The 15,479-nt window shown below is 67.5% G+C and carries 12 protein-coding genes; all 12 read left to right on the top strand.

Going from position 1 to position 15,479, the window contains the following annotated elements; translation table 11 throughout:
- Positions 1-39 precede the first annotated feature (39 nt).
- The 12 genes from GOAMR_RS08420 to GOAMR_RS08475 all read left to right on the top strand — a co-directional run bounded on the left by GOAMR_RS08420 (position 40) and on the right by GOAMR_RS08475 (position 15,417).
- Positions 40-1,203, top strand: coding sequence for an SPFH domain-containing protein (locus tag GOAMR_RS08420; protein WP_005185571.1), 1,164 nt, complete (start codon positions 40-42; stop codon positions 1,201-1,203).
- Between the two features lie 260 nt (positions 1,204-1,463).
- Positions 1,464-2,681, top strand: coding sequence for a TFIIB-type zinc ribbon-containing protein (locus tag GOAMR_RS08425; RefSeq protein WP_005185577.1), 1,218 nt, complete (start codon positions 1,464-1,466; stop codon positions 2,679-2,681).
- A gap of 2 nt (positions 2,682-2,683) precedes the next feature.
- Positions 2,684-3,154 (top strand): hypothetical protein, encoded by a 471-nt coding sequence (locus tag GOAMR_RS08430; RefSeq protein ID WP_005185584.1) that lies wholly within the window; start codon positions 2,684-2,686, stop codon positions 3,152-3,154.
- Complete coding sequence (locus GOAMR_RS08435) at positions 3,154-3,726, top strand: hypothetical protein (protein ID WP_005185586.1); 573 nt, start codon at positions 3,154-3,156, stop codon at positions 3,724-3,726. The genes GOAMR_RS08430 and GOAMR_RS08435 overlap by 1 nt, the downstream gene beginning before the upstream one ends.
- A 73-nt stretch (positions 3,727-3,799) precedes the next feature.
- Positions 3,800-4,609 carry an SDR family NAD(P)-dependent oxidoreductase gene (locus GOAMR_RS08440; protein ID WP_005185588.1) on the top strand — a complete coding sequence of 270 codons (810 nt, stop codon included), beginning with the start codon at positions 3,800-3,802 and terminating at the stop codon, positions 4,607-4,609.
- Between the two features lie 172 nt (positions 4,610-4,781).
- Positions 4,782-5,828 carry an alpha/beta fold hydrolase gene (locus GOAMR_RS08445; RefSeq protein WP_005185591.1) on the top strand — a complete coding sequence of 349 codons (1,047 nt, stop codon included), beginning with the start codon at positions 4,782-4,784 and terminating at the stop codon, positions 5,826-5,828.
- A gap of 103 nt (positions 5,829-5,931) precedes the next feature.
- Positions 5,932-6,810, top strand: a complete 879-nt coding sequence (scoE, locus tag GOAMR_RS08450) for a (3R)-3-[(carboxymethyl)amino]fatty acid oxygenase/decarboxylase (RefSeq protein ID WP_005185592.1) — start codon at positions 5,932-5,934, stop codon at positions 6,808-6,810.
- An 82-nt stretch (positions 6,811-6,892) separates the two neighbouring features.
- Positions 6,893-7,423 carry an FcoT family thioesterase gene (locus GOAMR_RS08455; RefSeq protein ID WP_005185594.1) on the top strand — a complete coding sequence of 177 codons (531 nt, stop codon included), beginning with the start codon at positions 6,893-6,895 and terminating at the stop codon, positions 7,421-7,423.
- On the top strand, positions 7,420-8,994 hold the full coding sequence (locus tag GOAMR_RS08460; protein ID WP_005185596.1) for a long-chain-fatty-acid--CoA ligase: 1,575 nt from the start codon (positions 7,420-7,422) through the stop codon (positions 8,992-8,994). The genes GOAMR_RS08455 and GOAMR_RS08460 overlap by 4 nt, the downstream gene beginning before the upstream one ends.
- Positions 8,995-8,997: 3 nt before the next feature.
- Positions 8,998-10,302: a lipopolysaccharide biosynthesis protein gene (locus GOAMR_RS08465; RefSeq protein WP_005185599.1), complete on the top strand. Its 1,305-nt coding sequence runs from the start codon at positions 8,998-9,000 to the stop codon at positions 10,300-10,302.
- Positions 10,303-10,399: 97 nt separating this feature from the next.
- Positions 10,400-12,886 carry a LuxR C-terminal-related transcriptional regulator gene (locus GOAMR_RS08470; RefSeq protein ID WP_005185602.1) on the top strand — a complete coding sequence of 829 codons (2,487 nt, stop codon included), beginning with the start codon at positions 10,400-10,402 and terminating at the stop codon, positions 12,884-12,886.
- The gene (locus GOAMR_RS08475) at positions 12,883-15,417 is read left to right on the top strand and encodes a LuxR C-terminal-related transcriptional regulator (RefSeq protein WP_005185605.1); all 2,535 of its coding nucleotides are present in this window, start codon (positions 12,883-12,885) and stop codon (positions 15,415-15,417) included. The genes GOAMR_RS08470 and GOAMR_RS08475 overlap by 4 nt, the downstream gene beginning before the upstream one ends.
- Positions 15,418-15,479: the final 62 nt, after the last annotated feature.

The following is a 15,479-nucleotide window of genomic DNA, read 5'->3' on the forward strand; positions in this document are numbered from 1 at the left end:
AGGCTCCTGACGCATCACCTACCGGAGGACAGCGAAGACATGGGCGTGATCTCCAAGCTCAAGGGCGAACTCGTCGACATCATCGAATGGTTCGACGACACTCGCACGACGCTGGCGTGGCGTTTCCCGCGCTACAACAACGAAATCAAGAACGGTGCTCAGCTGATCGTCCGGGAGGGCCAGCAGGCGGTGTTCGTGTACCGCGGACAGCTCGCGGACACGTTCGGGCCCGGCAATTATGAGCTGACCACCGAGAACCTGCCGATCATGTCGACCATCCAGGGGTGGAAGCACGGGTTCAAGAGCCCGTTCCGGTCGGAGGTGTACTTCATCAACACCCGCCCGGTCACCGAGCTGCGGTGGGGCACTCCGAACCCGATCACCATCCGCGACCCTGATTTCAAGATGGTTCAGGTGCGCGCCAACGGTATGTGTGTGGTGCGGGTGGCCGATCCGGGGATCTTCCTGCGTGAGGTGATCGGCACCGACAGCAACGTCAACATCGACGAGATCTCCGAGTTGCTGCGCCGCATCATCGCGCAGGCGTTCTCGGACATGATCCTGCAGACGGGCGTCGGCGTGATCGACCTGCAGGGCAAGGTCGGTGAGCTGTCACAGAAGCTGAAGGCGTTCGTCCAGGAACGTGTCGACGACGAGTACGGCCTCGGCATCGAGGACATTCTGCTCAACGTGTCGCTGCCGGAGGAAGTCACCGCGGCGATGACGCGCGGTGTGGCACGCGGCGTCGAGGAGCAGGGCTTCCTCAATCAGGTCAACGACATGCAGCGCTACCAGCAGGGCAAGCTGGGTGAGGCGATGGTCGCGGGCGCGAGCAATCCCGGCGGCAGTTCGGTGGGCGATTTCCTGGGTGCGGGCATGGGTATGGCGCTCGGTCAGCAGATGGGGATGGGCGGCGCGGTCGCCGGAGCTCCGCAGGCCGCACCGGCTCCCGCCGCGGCACCCCCACCGCTGCCGACGGCCACCCAGTACCACGTGGAACAGAACGGGCAGGCCGGCGGACCGTTCACCGCCGCGCAGCTGCAGCAGTTCATCGCGGCCGGGTCGGTGACCAGGCAGACGCTGGTGTGGTCGGCGAACATGGCCGGCTGGACGGCGGCCGGTTCGGTCGCCGAGCTCGCGGCGCTGTTCCCGGCGGTTCCGCCGCCACTGCCGCCGCAGGCACCGCCGGCTCCTCCGGCCTAGATCCGCTCCGGTCCAGATCCACAGCCCAGGTCCAGCGCCGGACCTGAACCCGTCGCGTTCTTGTCCGAGAGGAGTCCCCGATGACCACTCCCCCCGCGCCGCCACCCTTGCCGTCCGACGGCCCGCCCCCACCACCGCACGGCGCCCCGCCACCGCTGCCGCCCACCGGTGCGGGTAACCCGCCACCGATGCCCCCGCGGCAACCGCCGCCCGTGTCACAGGGTCAAGCGCCGCCCGTCTCACAGGGTCAGGCGCCACCCATGTCGCAGCGGCAGGCGCCGCCGGTGTCGCAGGGTCCGGCCGGACCGCCGCCGCAAGGCAGGCCACCGGCTCCGGCCGCACCACCGGATCCGAAGTCGGGCAGGGCCGGCCAGTATCACTCCACCGAGGACACCCGCACCTTCCCATGCGCCAACTGCGGCGCCAACCTGGTGTTCGATCCGGCGACAGGGGTGCTGCGCTGCCCGAGCTGCAACAGCACCCGCGAGATCCCCCGGTCCGACGCCAAGGTCGGCCTGCACGATCTGCGTGATGCCAAGATCGCTGCCGTGGGCACCCGCGGCCTGCTGTCGGCGAACGACCCGGCCGCCTCCGACGAACATCAGGTGGTATGCCAGAACTGTGGCGGCACAACGGTGTTCACCGGAACACTGACCGCCACGCGATGCCCGTACTGCGCCTCACCCATTCAGCGCGACGACATCCAGGACGCCCCCAAGACGCTGCCCGTCGACGGTGTGGTGCCGTTCGGTGTCGACGACAAGCAAGCGCGGCAGAATATCGAGAAATGGATCAATTCGCGCTGGTTCGCGCCGACGGAGTTCAAGAAGTACCGGACGCTCGGCTCGTTCTCCAGCGTGTACTTCTCCTATTTCAGCTACGACACCACCGCCTACACCCGGTATTCGGGTGAGCGCGGCGACGACTACACGGTGGTGGTCGGCGAGGGCGACAATCGCCACACCGAGACCCGCACCCGCTGGACCCACGTCCGGGGCGAGGTGGTGGACAACTTCAAAGATGTTGCGGCCCTGGCGAACAAGGGCGTCGATCCGAAACGCGTCGAGGAACTCAAACCGTGGCCGATCGACACCGCACGACCGTTCACCGGCGAATATCTCGCCGGCCATCTCGCCCGCACCTATGAGATCGGCCCGGACGAGGGGTTCCAGCTGGCCCGCCGCGAGGAGATCGACTCGGCCATCACCTCGACGGTGCGCCGCGACATCGGCGGCGACAAACAGCGCATCTCGTCGTCGGAATCGCGGTTCAACCCACTGCAGTTCCGGTATCTGTTGTTGCCGATCTGGTTGCTGACGGTGGTGTACGACTCGAAACCGTTCCAGGTGTACATCAATGGCGTGACCGGTGAGGTGCAGGGTTCGCGGCCGTACAGCAAGGTCAAGATCATCACGGCGATCGTCGCCGCCATCATCGCCATCGCGGCGATAGTGATACTCGTACAGGCGGTGAGATAGCGGTGGGAATTCTGGTGCTGATCGCCGTACTGTTCGTCATCGTCGGCGTCGTGGTGGCCGCGGTCGCGCTGTTCCTGATGTTGCGCAAGTCTTCTCAGACACAGTTGCAGAAGTCGACGCAGCTCTACCCCGGCAAGATGATCGAGGCCCCCGATGGCTGGGCGCTCGGCCATTCCCCGGAAGCCCGGCTGTTCCGGCGCATCCGGGATGCGGTCACCCCGCTGCACAACGCCACCGGCACCGACATCTCGCTGATCGACGGCCGGGTGCAGATCGAGTTGGCCGCCGACGACGTCGCGCAACGCCTGGTCACGCTCGGCACCGTCGACCGGGCGGTTGCCCAGCCGGTGCTGGCGCGCGCCGAATGGTGGGTTGCCGCACTGGAGTCGGTGGCCGGCAAGCTGATCCTCGGGCAACATCTTGAGGTGGGCGAACTGGATCAGGTCACCAAGCAGAATCCGTTCTCGGGATAGTGTCCGGCACCGAGCGGCGTACTGTGCCGCGCTGGTGGACACCGGCGATGATTGTCGTGTGTGTGGTCACGGCGGCGCTCATGTCGGTGGCGGTGGCGTCGACCCTCCGATGGATCGACTGGTTGTGGTGGGCGGCAGCGTTTCTCGCCCTTCTCGTGGTGGGCGTGGTGTGGCTTGTCCTCGCCGTCGTGGGGCTGCGGGCACGGCAGTGGGCGCTGCCGCTGGTACCGATCCTCATCGTCGTCGTACTGGCGGTACCCGCCGCCGACAACCATGCGCTGCGGCTGGCGGTCTGGTTGTCACAGTCGCAACTGCGCGACGCCGCACGTGCCTGCGATCCGGGTAGTGCAGGCTGGGTGGGACTCGTCCGCATCGAGCGTGCGGACCGTTCCAGCCATCCCCGGGGACAGTGCGAGCTGCGCCTGCACGGCCACTTCTTGAACACCGAGAGCGTGGTGTACAGCCCAGACGGCCGTCCCCGCGACTTCAGCAGCACGGTGTCGGAACACACCACTCGCACCACCTTCCACCCGCTGCCCGGCGGCTTCTACCTGCGTATCGACGAGTGGTGATCCACGATCATACCGTTCTCCCAACCGAATGCCTTACAGTAAGTAATTTGAGGCACAGTGGAGAGGATGACACGTGGATCTGGGATTTGCCGGCGCCGTAGTGGTGGTCAATGGCGGCACCAAGGGAATGGGCCGGGCGGCAGCCGAAACCGTTGCCGCCGAGGGCGCGAAAGTGGCGCTGCTGGCCCGTGGTGAGCAGGGACTCAACGACACCGCCGCGAGGCTGACCGAACTCGGCGCCCCCGACGTTCTGCCGATCCCCACCGACCTCAACAGCCGCACCGACATCCAGGCCGCGTTCGCAGCCGTCGGTGACCGCTGGGGTGTGGTGAACACCCTGGTCAACGCCGTGGGCCCGGTCGACGTGGGCATCGGCCCCCTCGACACCATCGACGACACCAACTGGCACGCCACCTTCGACATCGGCACGCTCAGCGCCGTCAAGTGCGTCCAGGCGGCACTGCCGCTGCTCCGCAAGGCCGAGTGGGCGCGCATCGTGAACGTATCCGCGCATTCGGTGCGCCGCCAGTCGCCCACGTTGATCGCCTACACCGCCGCCAAGGCCGCGCTCACCAGCGTCAGCAAGAACCTGTCGCAGACCCTCGCGCCCGAGGGGATCCTGGTCAACACCGTCTCCCCCGGCTCGTTCCTGTCGCAGGGCCTGCGCGATTTCCTGTCCCGGCTCCCCGACGATCGTCGCCCCGACCTCGACGACCTGTACGCGGTCATGGACGCGATCGACGCCGAGTTCGGCCACCCCGCGTTCATCCGGCGGGCGGCCCTGCCCGCGGAGATCGGGCCGGTGATCGCGTTCGCCGGATCCCGCGCCAACACCTACATGACCGGCGCCGACCTCAACGTCGACGGCGGCTCGGACTTCTGAGTTCCAGCTCCGGCCCACCCCGCAACCAGGCGATTTTAACCGCTCTTGACCCTGAGAGTCCGCTGTGAAAAGATTCGCGGCGTCAGGCTTTTAGTTAGGTGAGCCAAAGCAAACCTAGTCCGGCATCGTCGGCGTCAGGTTGCGGCCGTCGGGGTATGTCAGGAGGAGCGCGATGCCGCTGGACCGACGAGTCCTTCGCCAGGCATCCGCGGACCGTCCGGCAGGCTCCACAACCGAGCAGTTGCTGGCACGACGCTGGTCACGCGCACTCGGCGGCGTCGAGGTGGGCCCCGACGACACCTTCTACGACCTCGGCGGATCGTCGCTGCAGGTGGTCGAGATGCTCGACGAGTTCCGCTACGACTGGGCCGTCGCCCTCGCGCCCGCCGATCTGGTCGAACACCCGACACTGCGTGCGTTCGCCGCCCATATCGACGACGTCCGCACCCGCGGGTTCCGCGCCCGGACGTCGACGACCATCCGGCTGCAAGAAGGCTCCCCCACCGGGCCGGCACTGTTCTGCGTAGCCGGCGCCGGGGCGTCGACGCTCAGTTTCGTCCGGCTCGCCGCCGCGCTCGAACCCGACGTCGGCGTGTACTCGCTGCACGGGCGCGGCCAGGAGACGCGGGGCATTCCCGAGCTGACCATCACCGGACAGGCACGCCGCCAGGTCCGCGAGATCCGCAAGATCCAGGCCGACGGCGTGTACCACCTGACCGGACATTCCTCGGGAGCTGTCGTCGCCCTCGAATGCGCACGGCTGCTGCGCGCCACCGGAGCCCAGGTGGCCCCGCTGGTGCTGATGGATCCACGGGTACCGGCACGTTCGGCACCGGCGGTCCCCTCCACGACGCCGGCGGCACCGGCGCGGGCCGCAGCGAGGCCGCCGGTGCGCGAGCGACTACTCACCCACGCACGTGTCCTGGCCTGCGGAATCGTGCAATTCGACGTGAAGACGCAGCAGGACATCACCTGGGAACGCGGACGGCGCTCCCACGATCGCCACCGGCTGTGGCCGTTCGATCACCCGATCACCATCGCCTTCAGCACCGAGTACACCGACCACAGCGATCAGTGGCGCCGGTTCACCTGCGCCCAGACGGATTTCGTCAAGATCTGCGAGCGGCACAACGACCCGCTGCGCGACACCTTCGTCGCCACGCTCTGCGCCGATCTGATCACCGAGCGCACCCTGGACAGCCTCAGCCACACCCCATGACGGCCCTTTCGCACGCACCCTCCGGGCACCCGTGATCGGTTTGCAAAGAAATGGTAAATAGTGTTAGCTAAGGCTTACCTAATACCATGAGTGATGAGGCGTTATGGAGTTTTCAACCGCATCGGCAGATCGGCTCGGCGTCACGGTTCGTGGACTGATTCCGCAGGTCGCCACCGACGATGACATCAAGCAATTGCACGACGCCGTGTTCGAGCACAAACTGGTCATTCTCAAGAACCAGGACCTGCCCAGCGCCGACTACCTCGAGTTCGCCCGCCGATTCGGTGACGTGGTCCGCTACTACGAGCCGATGTATGAACACCCCGAACACCCGGACATCTTCGTCTCGTCGAATGTGCCGAAAGACGGCAAACAGATCGGCGTGCCGCGTACCGGAAAGTTCTGGCATTCGGACTACCAATTCCGGCCCGACCCGTTCTCCATCACCTTCATCTACCCGCAGGTGATACCGGCGAAGAACCGGGGCACGCACTACATCAACATGGCCGACGCCTACACCCGGCTACCCGAGGACCTCAAACGTGAGATCGAGGGCACCTACAGCGTTCACTCGGTCCGTAAGTACTTCAAGATCCGCCCGAGCGACGTCTACCGTCCGCTGAGCGAGGTCATCCGCGAGGTGGAGACCAAGACCCCGCCGCACATCTGCCCCACCGTCGTGAAGCATCCGCGCACCGGGGAACCCGTGCTGTACATCAGCGAGGGATTCACCGTCGGGATCCAGGACGCCGACGGCAACGATCTGGGCGAGGACCTGCTGCAGCGCCTGTTCGAGGCCACCGGGCAACTCGACGACACCTGCTCGCAGCCCGGCACCCACCTGGTGACCCCGGAGCCCGGTGATCTGCTGATGTGGGACAACCGTTCGCTGATCCATCGCGCGCTGCACACCCCGACGCCGGAACCGACTGTGTCGCACCGGGTCACGGTGTCGGACGGCGCGACCCTCCAGCCCGTCTGAGAATCGCCCGCCTGACCGGTGAGGCCGGGCCGGACGTCAACGTCTCCGGCACCCGGCCGCATCTCACGATTGGATCACCCACATGACCATGACGCTCCCCGAGCATCATCACCAACCCTCCGACACTGAGCTTTTCACGCGGGTCATGGCGCCGTACGCCGCCAAACGGGCCATCTATCTCACCGGGCCGCCGGTGGTGACCATCGAGTCCGGACACCTGTGCAGCACAGGCCGTTTCAGTATCGCCGAGCCGTGCTACATCGACGACACCGGCCACTTCAACGCCGCCGAGTTCATCATCTGTTACAACCAGCTGATGTACCACACCCTCGCGGTGGCGGTGCGTGACGAGCTGACGCCGCAGTTCGCGGCGTGGACGCTGGAGGACTACTGGGCCAAGCAGTTGCCCGACGTCCTCATCGTCGAGATGTCATCCAGGTTCACCCGGCCTATCGCGTCGCTGGCGTTCACCGGCACCTTCACGGTGACGTCGGTGATGGCGACCAGCCGGCTTCTGGTGCTGGACACGGAGATCGGTTTCACCGACGATACCGGCGGCCGGTGCTCGGGAACAATCCGGCTGGCCGTCGTGCAACCCCCGGTCAAGCAGTGACCGGCGTCGCCGAGCAGGCCTCGCCGGACCGGCTCTGGTTTCCCGAATGCCGCACCCTGGCAGGAACTCTCGCCTTTCACGCCGCCCGGATCCCTGGTCACCCGGCGGTGGTGACGGCGGACTCGTCGGTCAGCTACCGCGAACTCGACGCGGTCAGCAATCGCCTGGCCCGCGCCCTCACCGACGCGGGCGCCGGTGCCGGCACCCGTATCGCGGTGATCGGGCACGAGAGCGCCCACTACTACGAGTTGCTGTTCGCCGTCGCGAAGATCGGTGCGGTGCTGGTTCCGGTGAACTGGCGATTGTCGGCGCCCGAGGTGGCGCATATCCTCAGCGACTCGCAGGCCATGTTCCTGTTCGCCGACGGCACCGGCGGAGAGCTTCCCAGCACCGGATCCACCAGCGTCATCGGTTACGACACAGACTATTACGCCCGGTGGATCGACGGCTTCGACGATGCGCCGGTGGTCCCGGACACCTCCGAGACCGATCCGATCGCGCAGTTGTACACCAGCGGCACCACCGGTCTGCCGAAAGGTGTTGTGCTGCCGCAACGCAGCTTCTTCGCCATCGGCGACCTGCTCGCCGGGGCGGGCGTCGACTGGATCGACTGGCACAGGGGCGATGTCAGCCTGATCGGGCTGCCCGGCTTCCACATCGGCGGATTGTGGTGGGCCATGCAGGGTTTCCGGTCGGGCATCACCAATGCCGTGATGCCGTACTTCAGCGCCGAACACGCACTGGCGCTGTTCTCGCGGTATCAGATCACCACCGGCTGCATGGCGGCGGCCATGATCCAGATCCTGCTCAGCGACCCATCGGTGTCCCGGCGCACCTTCGCCTCGCTGCGCAAGGTGATCTACGGCGGCTCCCCCATCAGCGAGGATCTGTTGCAGCGGGCGATGACGATCCTGCGGTGCGATTTCGCCCAGATCTACGGACTCACCGAAACCGGCAACACCGCGGTGTGCCTGCCGCCTGATCAGCACCGGCCGGGAACACCACGGATGCGGGCCGCCGGACGGCCCTACCCGGGTGTGGAATGTCGCATCGTCGGCGACAACGGCGAGACGCTGCCCGTCGGCGCCGTGGGCGAGGTCCAGCTCAAGACCCCGGCGCGCATGCTGGAGTACTGGCGGCTGCCGGACGCCACGGCGGCCACCCTCGTCGACGGCTGGATCATCACCGGCGACGCCGGCTACCTGGATGCCGACGGCTATCTGTACATCCACGACCGCATCAAGGACATGATCATCTCCGCGGGCGAGAATGTGTACCCCGCCGAGATCGAGAATGTGCTCGCCGGACATCCGGCGGTGCACGATGTGGCGGTGATCGGGGTTCCCGACGACCGGTGGGGCGAGGCCATCCACGCGTTCGTCACCGCGACCGCCGGTGCCGAGATCGACACCCGGTCGCTGGTGGAGTTCGCGTCGAACCGTCTCGCCGCGTTCAAATTGCCGGCGAAATATCACCTCGTCGATTCGATTCCGCGTAATCCCAGTGGCAAGATTCTGCGTCGTGAGTTGCGTGCCGAATTCTGGTCGGGCCGCGATCGTCAGGTCAATTAGGCCGTGACCGACCGCGTCGTCGCCCCTACCGAACCTGCCGACCCCGCACCGGCCGTCCGGTCCCGTTGGCAGAGCCTGGAATTCAACTCGACGGCACTCATGGCGGCCGGGCTGATCAACAGCGCCCTGGGTCTGGTGTTCTGGGCGCTCGCGGCCCGCTTCTTCGTCGAGGCCGAAGTGGGCCGGGCCGGAGCCGTCATCAACACCGCGGTGATGTTGTCGACGTTCGCGAATCTGAGCCTCGGCGCGCTGTACGAACGGTTCCTGCCGCTCGCGGGACACCGGACGGGCGGGTTGCTGATCCGCGGCTACCTCGCGACCGGACTGTTGGCACTGGTGCTGGGCACGGTGTTCATCGCGGTCGGCCCCGCCGACGAGCTGTTCACGTCGTCGACGGGCAAGGCGATGTTCCCGCTGTGCGTGGCGGTGCTGGCCGCGTTCGCCCTGGCCGATTCGGTGCTGGTCGGGCTGCGCGTGGCGAGGTGGGCGGCGGTCAAGAACGTCTGTCTCGCCGTGCTCAAGCTCGCGATCTTGTGCGGGCTCGGCCTGACCGTCGCCGGCGACGGTGGGTCGATGGCCGGGCACACCGCGATCGAGGTGTCGTGGGTGCTCACCGCGGCGGCCGCGGTACTCGGCGTGCAGACGGTGGTGGTGATGGCGGTGCGCGCCCAGGCCCGCACCGAAGCGTCGTTGCCGGCGAACCGGGAGCTGCTGAGCTACTTCGCGAGTACCTTCGGCATCTCCGCGCTGGCGAGCATCACCCCGCTGGTGCTGCCGCTGCTGGTGGTGGTACACGCGGGCGCCACCGAAACCGCGTACTTCACCGTGTCGTGGACCATCGTGTCGGCGATCCTGGTGGCGATGCTGATGGTGTGCGGACCGTTCATCGCCGAGTCCGCCGCGCACCCGGAACAGCTCGCGACGCTGCTGCGCAGGTTTCTGCGCATGTTCGGCCTGATCAGTGTCGCGGCGTCGGGCGCGCTGGGACTGGGCGGGCCGATCGCGCTGTGGCTGGTGAGTCCCGGGTATGCGGAGAACGCATGGGCGCTGATGCTGTCGGCCGCTCTGGTGCCGATCGCGAGTGCGCCCGGTGTGGTGTTCGCGTGTCTGTGCCGGGTGCACCGGACGATGTTGCCGGCCGTGGCACTGCAGGTGGTGTCCACCACCGGCGTCATCGCGGGTTGTCTGTGGGTGATCCCGCGGCACGGCATCACCGGCATCGGCTGGACCTACGCCGTGGTCGAGACCGTCGGATCGCTGCTGATCGCCGTCCCGCTCTGGCGCAGGCTGCGCGCCGACCTCGGGTGACCCGCCGGAGAACCTGTCCATTCGGACACCGTTCGGGCTAACATCGCGCGCACACCTGTCGTTCGGCACCATCCGCACTCATCATGTGAGAGTGTCGATGTCTCTTGCCGAGCTGCGCGGCGCCCAGGCGCTCAACCGGGCCACAGCCGGCCGCGGTGCCCTCCCCCAGGGCTGCGTTGTCGTGGGCGGCGCGGGCGCGGGTAAGACGACGGCGCTGGCAGCACTTTCCGCTCGCCTCGACGGGCCGGTCGTGCGGATATCGGGCACCCTCGGCAGCCTGCGCCACGCATTCCCGGATCTCCCCTGCGACGAGGGCTCCGCGCGCTGGGCGGTGGCCGGCCGGCTACGGGCCGACGGTGCGACGCTTGCCGTCGATGACGCGCATCTGCTCGACGCCGAGTCGGCGGCTGTGGTGCACGCCCTCGTTGTCCACGACCGTATTCCGGCTTTCCTGAGTTGCCGCACCGAGATCCCGGAAAGTCCGGGGCCGACCGCGATCATCGCGCTCTGGAAGGACGGACATCTGCCGCGTCTGGATCTGGCCGACCTCGCCGTCGACGAGGCCACCGACTATGTCCGGCACGCGCTCGGCCGGACTCCCACCGCGGCCGGCGTGGCGCGGCTGTTGCGCTGGTCGGGTGGCTGTGCCGCGGCGTTCGTGGAGGGTGTCGAGCTGTCGATCGAGCGCGGGTGCTGGGTAGGCGCCGGCGAGGTCGCGGTGTTCCGCTGGACGCCGGCGCTCACGCCGCGGCTGCGGGACCAGTCGTGCGCCGAGTTCGCGGCCCTGCCCGAGCGCGTCCGGCAGGTGGTGGCTGCCCTTTCGGTGGCCACGACGGCATCCGAATCCCATTGCGATGGAAGCATTCCCCTCGACGCGGTGCTCGCGGTGTGCCCGTTGGAGGACCTGGTGGCCGCCGAACGGTGCGGGGTGCTCGACGCCGACCGTCACCACGTGCGCCTGCGCAAACCGTATCTCGCGTCGTGGGCGGCGTCAGGAACGCGGGAGCTGACCGCGGCGACGTGGGCGGCGACGCTGGCCGACGGATGCCTGAGGGCGGCCCGCCGCACCGGGCACACCGCGCCGTCGCGTGACGAGGCCGACCGGATCCTGATTCTCGCCGGCGAACTCAGCAGGCTGACGCTGCAACCCGATTCCGCTGTGCTGGCCGCCGCGTCGGAGGCGGCGTTGCGTCAGGGTGAGCATCTCGCCGCGGTCCGGCTCGGCAGCGAATGCGCTGTCCGCCCGGAGTCCGTCGGCTGGGCCGCACTGCATCTTGCCGACGTCGGTACGTTGCGGGACCTGCTGGCCGCCCCTTCGCCCGGCTATCCGGCACTCGCCGCCGTCGCCGGCTGCGCGGAGGTATGGGGTGCGCGTGGTCCCGCCGAATTACGTGTTCTCACAGCCACTCCCGAGTCGGCGGTCAACAAGGCACTCGCCGCCGACCCGACAATGGGCACCTGGATCGCGGCGTTCTATGCCAACGCCTTCGCCGTCGCGGGCGATATCGATGCGGTGCGCACAATCATGGCGCTCGTCGGACCGGACCGGGACGGACCGCCGCTCACCGATCCCATGTTGAGCCTGTACACCCGCGGTACCGAAGTTGTGGCGCTGCGCCTTTCGGGGGATGTGGCCCGCGCGTGCAGCGCCGCTGACGCATTGCTCCGCGACACCCGGACCTCGCCGCCACGTGTGCGCGCGATGGCCGAGCTGGTGGCGGCGGCCACCTTCGTCGAGTCCGGGCAGTTCACGCAGGCCCGTGCTCGTCTGCACGACGGTGCCGAGATCTTCGTCGACTCCGTGGGGCGGCACCTGTTCGGCGGCCTGAACGCCCGGATCGCGGCGATGGAGTCAGGCATTGTCGACGTCGGGTTCGCGACTGCGACCTCCGCCGTTCCGGGCGGCTCGGCGGTCCTGTCGTTCACGGCGATGGACACCGTGAACCGGGCGTGGGTGCTGGTGGCGGGCGAGCAGACCGACACCGCGGTCGAATTGTTGCAAGACGCCGCGCACGAGGCCGTCGCCAGTGGTGCGCCCGCGGTGGCGGCGGATTGCGGCGAACTCGCCACCCGGCTGTGCTCGCCGGACGACGCGTGTGTTCCGACCGCGCTACGCGCCCTGGCCCGGGAGCACAATCCGCTCAGCAGGTTCGGTCTGACGGTGCGGTACGCCGATGCCTGGCAGAACCGTGACGGTGAGGCATTACTCAGCATCGCACGGGATTTCGAGACGGCTGGAAATCTGCCGACCGCGGCCGACGCCGCGGCCCAGGCCGCGCAGGTCTTCGAGGAGGAGCACGACGCCGAGCCGGCGGCTGGAGCCCGGACCTACGCCCGGAGGCTGGTGCGGCGGATCGGGCCGTTGAGATCGCCCGCACAGCAACGCATCGAGGCCGACAGCCGGTTGACCCACCGGGAACGGCAGATCATCGAACTCGTCAGTCAGGGCTTGTCCAATAAGGAGATCGCCTGCCGGCTCGAACTGTCGGTGCGGACCATCGAGGGTCATGTGCTGCGAGTGTGCGCCAAACTCGGCGCGCGGTCGCGCAGCGAGGCCGCCCACCTGTGGAGTCCGTCGGTGTGAGCCGGCAATGGCCGTACCTGCCGCGTTCTGCCGAGTCGGTGGCGATCCTCACGGCGCTGAACGACCGGCTGCCGGTGGTTCTCATCGGCCCGGCGGGTATCGGCAAGACGACTCTGACGCGGGCGGCGCTCACCGAGTCCGGGAGATCGGTCGGCTGGGTGATCGGGTCGGCGTCGGCGCGGGCGACCGCGTTCGCGGCGTTGACACCGATGGTGCACATCGACGGAACCGGTGACGTGCGTGGGGTTCTCGCCGCCCTGACGCAGCGGCTGACCGAGGACGATGCCGTGCTGGCTGTCGAGGGTGCTGATCAGCTCGACGTGGCGTCGGCGACCGTGCTGGCGCAACTGGTCCGGTCCGGGGACTGTCCGGGGATGGTGGTGATGACCCGTTCGCCCGATCTCGACGCGGTGGATCCCGGGCTGGTGTCGGCACTGTCGGCCGCCAGAGCAGAGCGCGTTGTGCTGCCGCGGCTTTCGGTGGACGAGGTCACCTCGGTGGTGGGCGATTTCCTCGGTGCGCCTCTCGATTTCGCCGATATAGTGCGGATCCACGAGGCCTGTGCGGGCAATCCGTTCTATGTGCGGCACCTGGTCTCCGGGTCGGCGGCGGCAGGTGTGCTGGAACGCCGGGACGACGGAACATTCGTCCTGGCAAGTGAGTTCACCGTTTCACCGGAACTCGATGCGATTGTCGGCGACAGCATCGATGCGGCCACACCGAATACCCGGAAGTTACTGGAGTTCCTCGGGATTCTGGCGCCGCTGCCGGTGGCGACGGTGTCGGCGCTGGGTCTGGACGGCGCCGTCGAGGCGTCGCCGCCCGACCTGCTGGCCTCCGACGGCAGGCTCGTGTTTCCGGCGCACGCGATCATCGGCGATGTGATCCGCGGCAGGCTCGGGACGCTGCGCCGCGCGCAGCTGACCACCGAACTCGTCGCCGCTATGGACGCCACGGCATCATCTGCAGTCGAGGTGTTGCACCGTGCCCGGCTCGCCGACGACATCGGCCTCCAGTTGCCGGCACAGACCAACCTGGAGGCCGCGGCAACGGCTTTCAACCATGGTCAGTTCGAGCTGTCCGAACGGTTGGCGTTCTTGTCGGCCGCCGCGGATTCGTCACCGTTCGCGCGCTGCCAGCAGGTGCGGGCGGTGGCCGCACAGGGTGAGGGGATACGGGCACAACGCCTGCTCGACGAGATCGTCGTCGACGAACTCGATGAGGCCGGCCTCGCGACGTATCTGGTGACCTCATGCGTGCACTTTTCCACGGCACTGGGCGAACACGACAGGTCACTGGCACTGCTGGACACGCTCGGTCCCCGGATCACCCTGCCTCCGTTGCAGGGCGCCACGCATGCGATGCGGGCGATCATCATGCTCAACGCCGGTCGCCTCGCGGGCGCATTATCCAGTGCGCGAGCATGTTTGACCGGCGATTGGGATGGCATGGTATGGGCCGCACTCGCGCGGTATGTCGAGGCCGAGATCCTTCGCAGGCTGGGCGAGACGCGAAGGCCCGTGGCGATCGCGGAGGATGCGGTGCGATTATCGGAGGCGGCCGGTCCGCTTGTCGGCGTCGGTGCCATGCACACCGTGACACTCGCCCACTTGGCGCGCGGACGGCTCGATGAGGCTGGTGCGCTGGCCGATCGTTTCGCCGACAACGTGGCCCTCCAGTCACTGCCCCGGGCGGTGGCGTGTTCGACGCTGACGTTGGTGGCGATCGCCGAAGGCAGATTCGGTAAGGCGCAGCGATTGGCGCTCGACAGCTTGCACGCACTCCCCGACAATGACCGCAGTGGTCTCGGCCGCGGGGTGGCAGCGTTGCTCTGTGGTATCCGGGCGCTCTTCGGCGATGTCGAGGGCAGTCGCTGGGCCCGGAACCAGTGCGAAGCGGCAACGCTTCGCGTCGAGGGCTGGGACGAGGTGAATCTGCTGCAGTGTGAGGGCTTCGTACGCGCGGCGGGCGGTGAGATCTCGGCCCCGATCGCCGGATTCCGATCGGTGGCCGGGATCCTCTTCGCGCACCAGCAGATCCACGATGGAATGAACTACCTGTACTGGGCGGTTCGTTTCGGAGATCGGGACGCGGCCCGCCAGCTGTGCGATAGCCGATACCGCGGGGAAGGAGTCATCGCCGATCTCATGGCGGCACATGCTCGCGCCTTCCTGGACTCGGACGCAGCCGGGTTGCGCGATGTCAGTGACAGTTTCGCCGGCCTCGGGTTCATCCCCTATGCGGCCGATGCCCTGGCACACGCGATGGTGGCGTTCCGGCGCAATGGATCCCCCAGCAAGGCAGCCGAACTCGTGCCCCGGCTGGCCTGGCTACGACAAACAGCCGAGGACTTCCGGTCGCCCGCCATTTTCGCGGCTGAGGCCGGAGTCGTTCTTTCGCCTCGCGAACTGGAGATCTATTCGATGACCAGGGCCGGACGCTCACGCGCCGACGCGGCACAGACACTGGGCCTGCAACCGTCGACGGTGACCGCCTACCGGTCGAGGATTCGCGAACGATTGAGTTCGTGAGCAATGATTCAGATTGTCGCTCAAAGGGTTACATTTCACTTCCTTAACTTCGCACACGACCA

Origin of the sequence: Gordonia amarae NBRC 15530 (assembly GCF_000241345.1) — a bacterium.
Taxonomy (GTDB): domain Bacteria; phylum Actinomycetota; class Actinomycetes; order Mycobacteriales; family Mycobacteriaceae; genus Gordonia; species Gordonia amarae.

Coding starts and splice junctions, on each gene's coding strand:
- scoE (WP_005185592.1), top strand. CDS start 5,932: ATGGAGTTTTCAACCGCATCGGCAGATCGGCTCGGCGTCACGGTTCGT.
- GOAMR_RS08470 (WP_005185602.1), top strand. CDS start 10,400: ATGTCTCTTGCCGAGCTGCGCGGCGCCCAGGCGCTCAACCGGGCCACA.
- GOAMR_RS08445 (WP_005185591.1), top strand. CDS start 4,782: ATGCCGCTGGACCGACGAGTCCTTCGCCAGGCATCCGCGGACCGTCCG.
- GOAMR_RS08455 (WP_005185594.1), top strand. CDS start 6,893: ATGACCATGACGCTCCCCGAGCATCATCACCAACCCTCCGACACTGAG.
- GOAMR_RS08420 (WP_005185571.1), top strand. CDS start 40: ATGGGCGTGATCTCCAAGCTCAAGGGCGAACTCGTCGACATCATCGAA.
- GOAMR_RS08425 (WP_005185577.1), top strand. CDS start 1,464: ATGTCGCAGCGGCAGGCGCCGCCGGTGTCGCAGGGTCCGGCCGGACCG.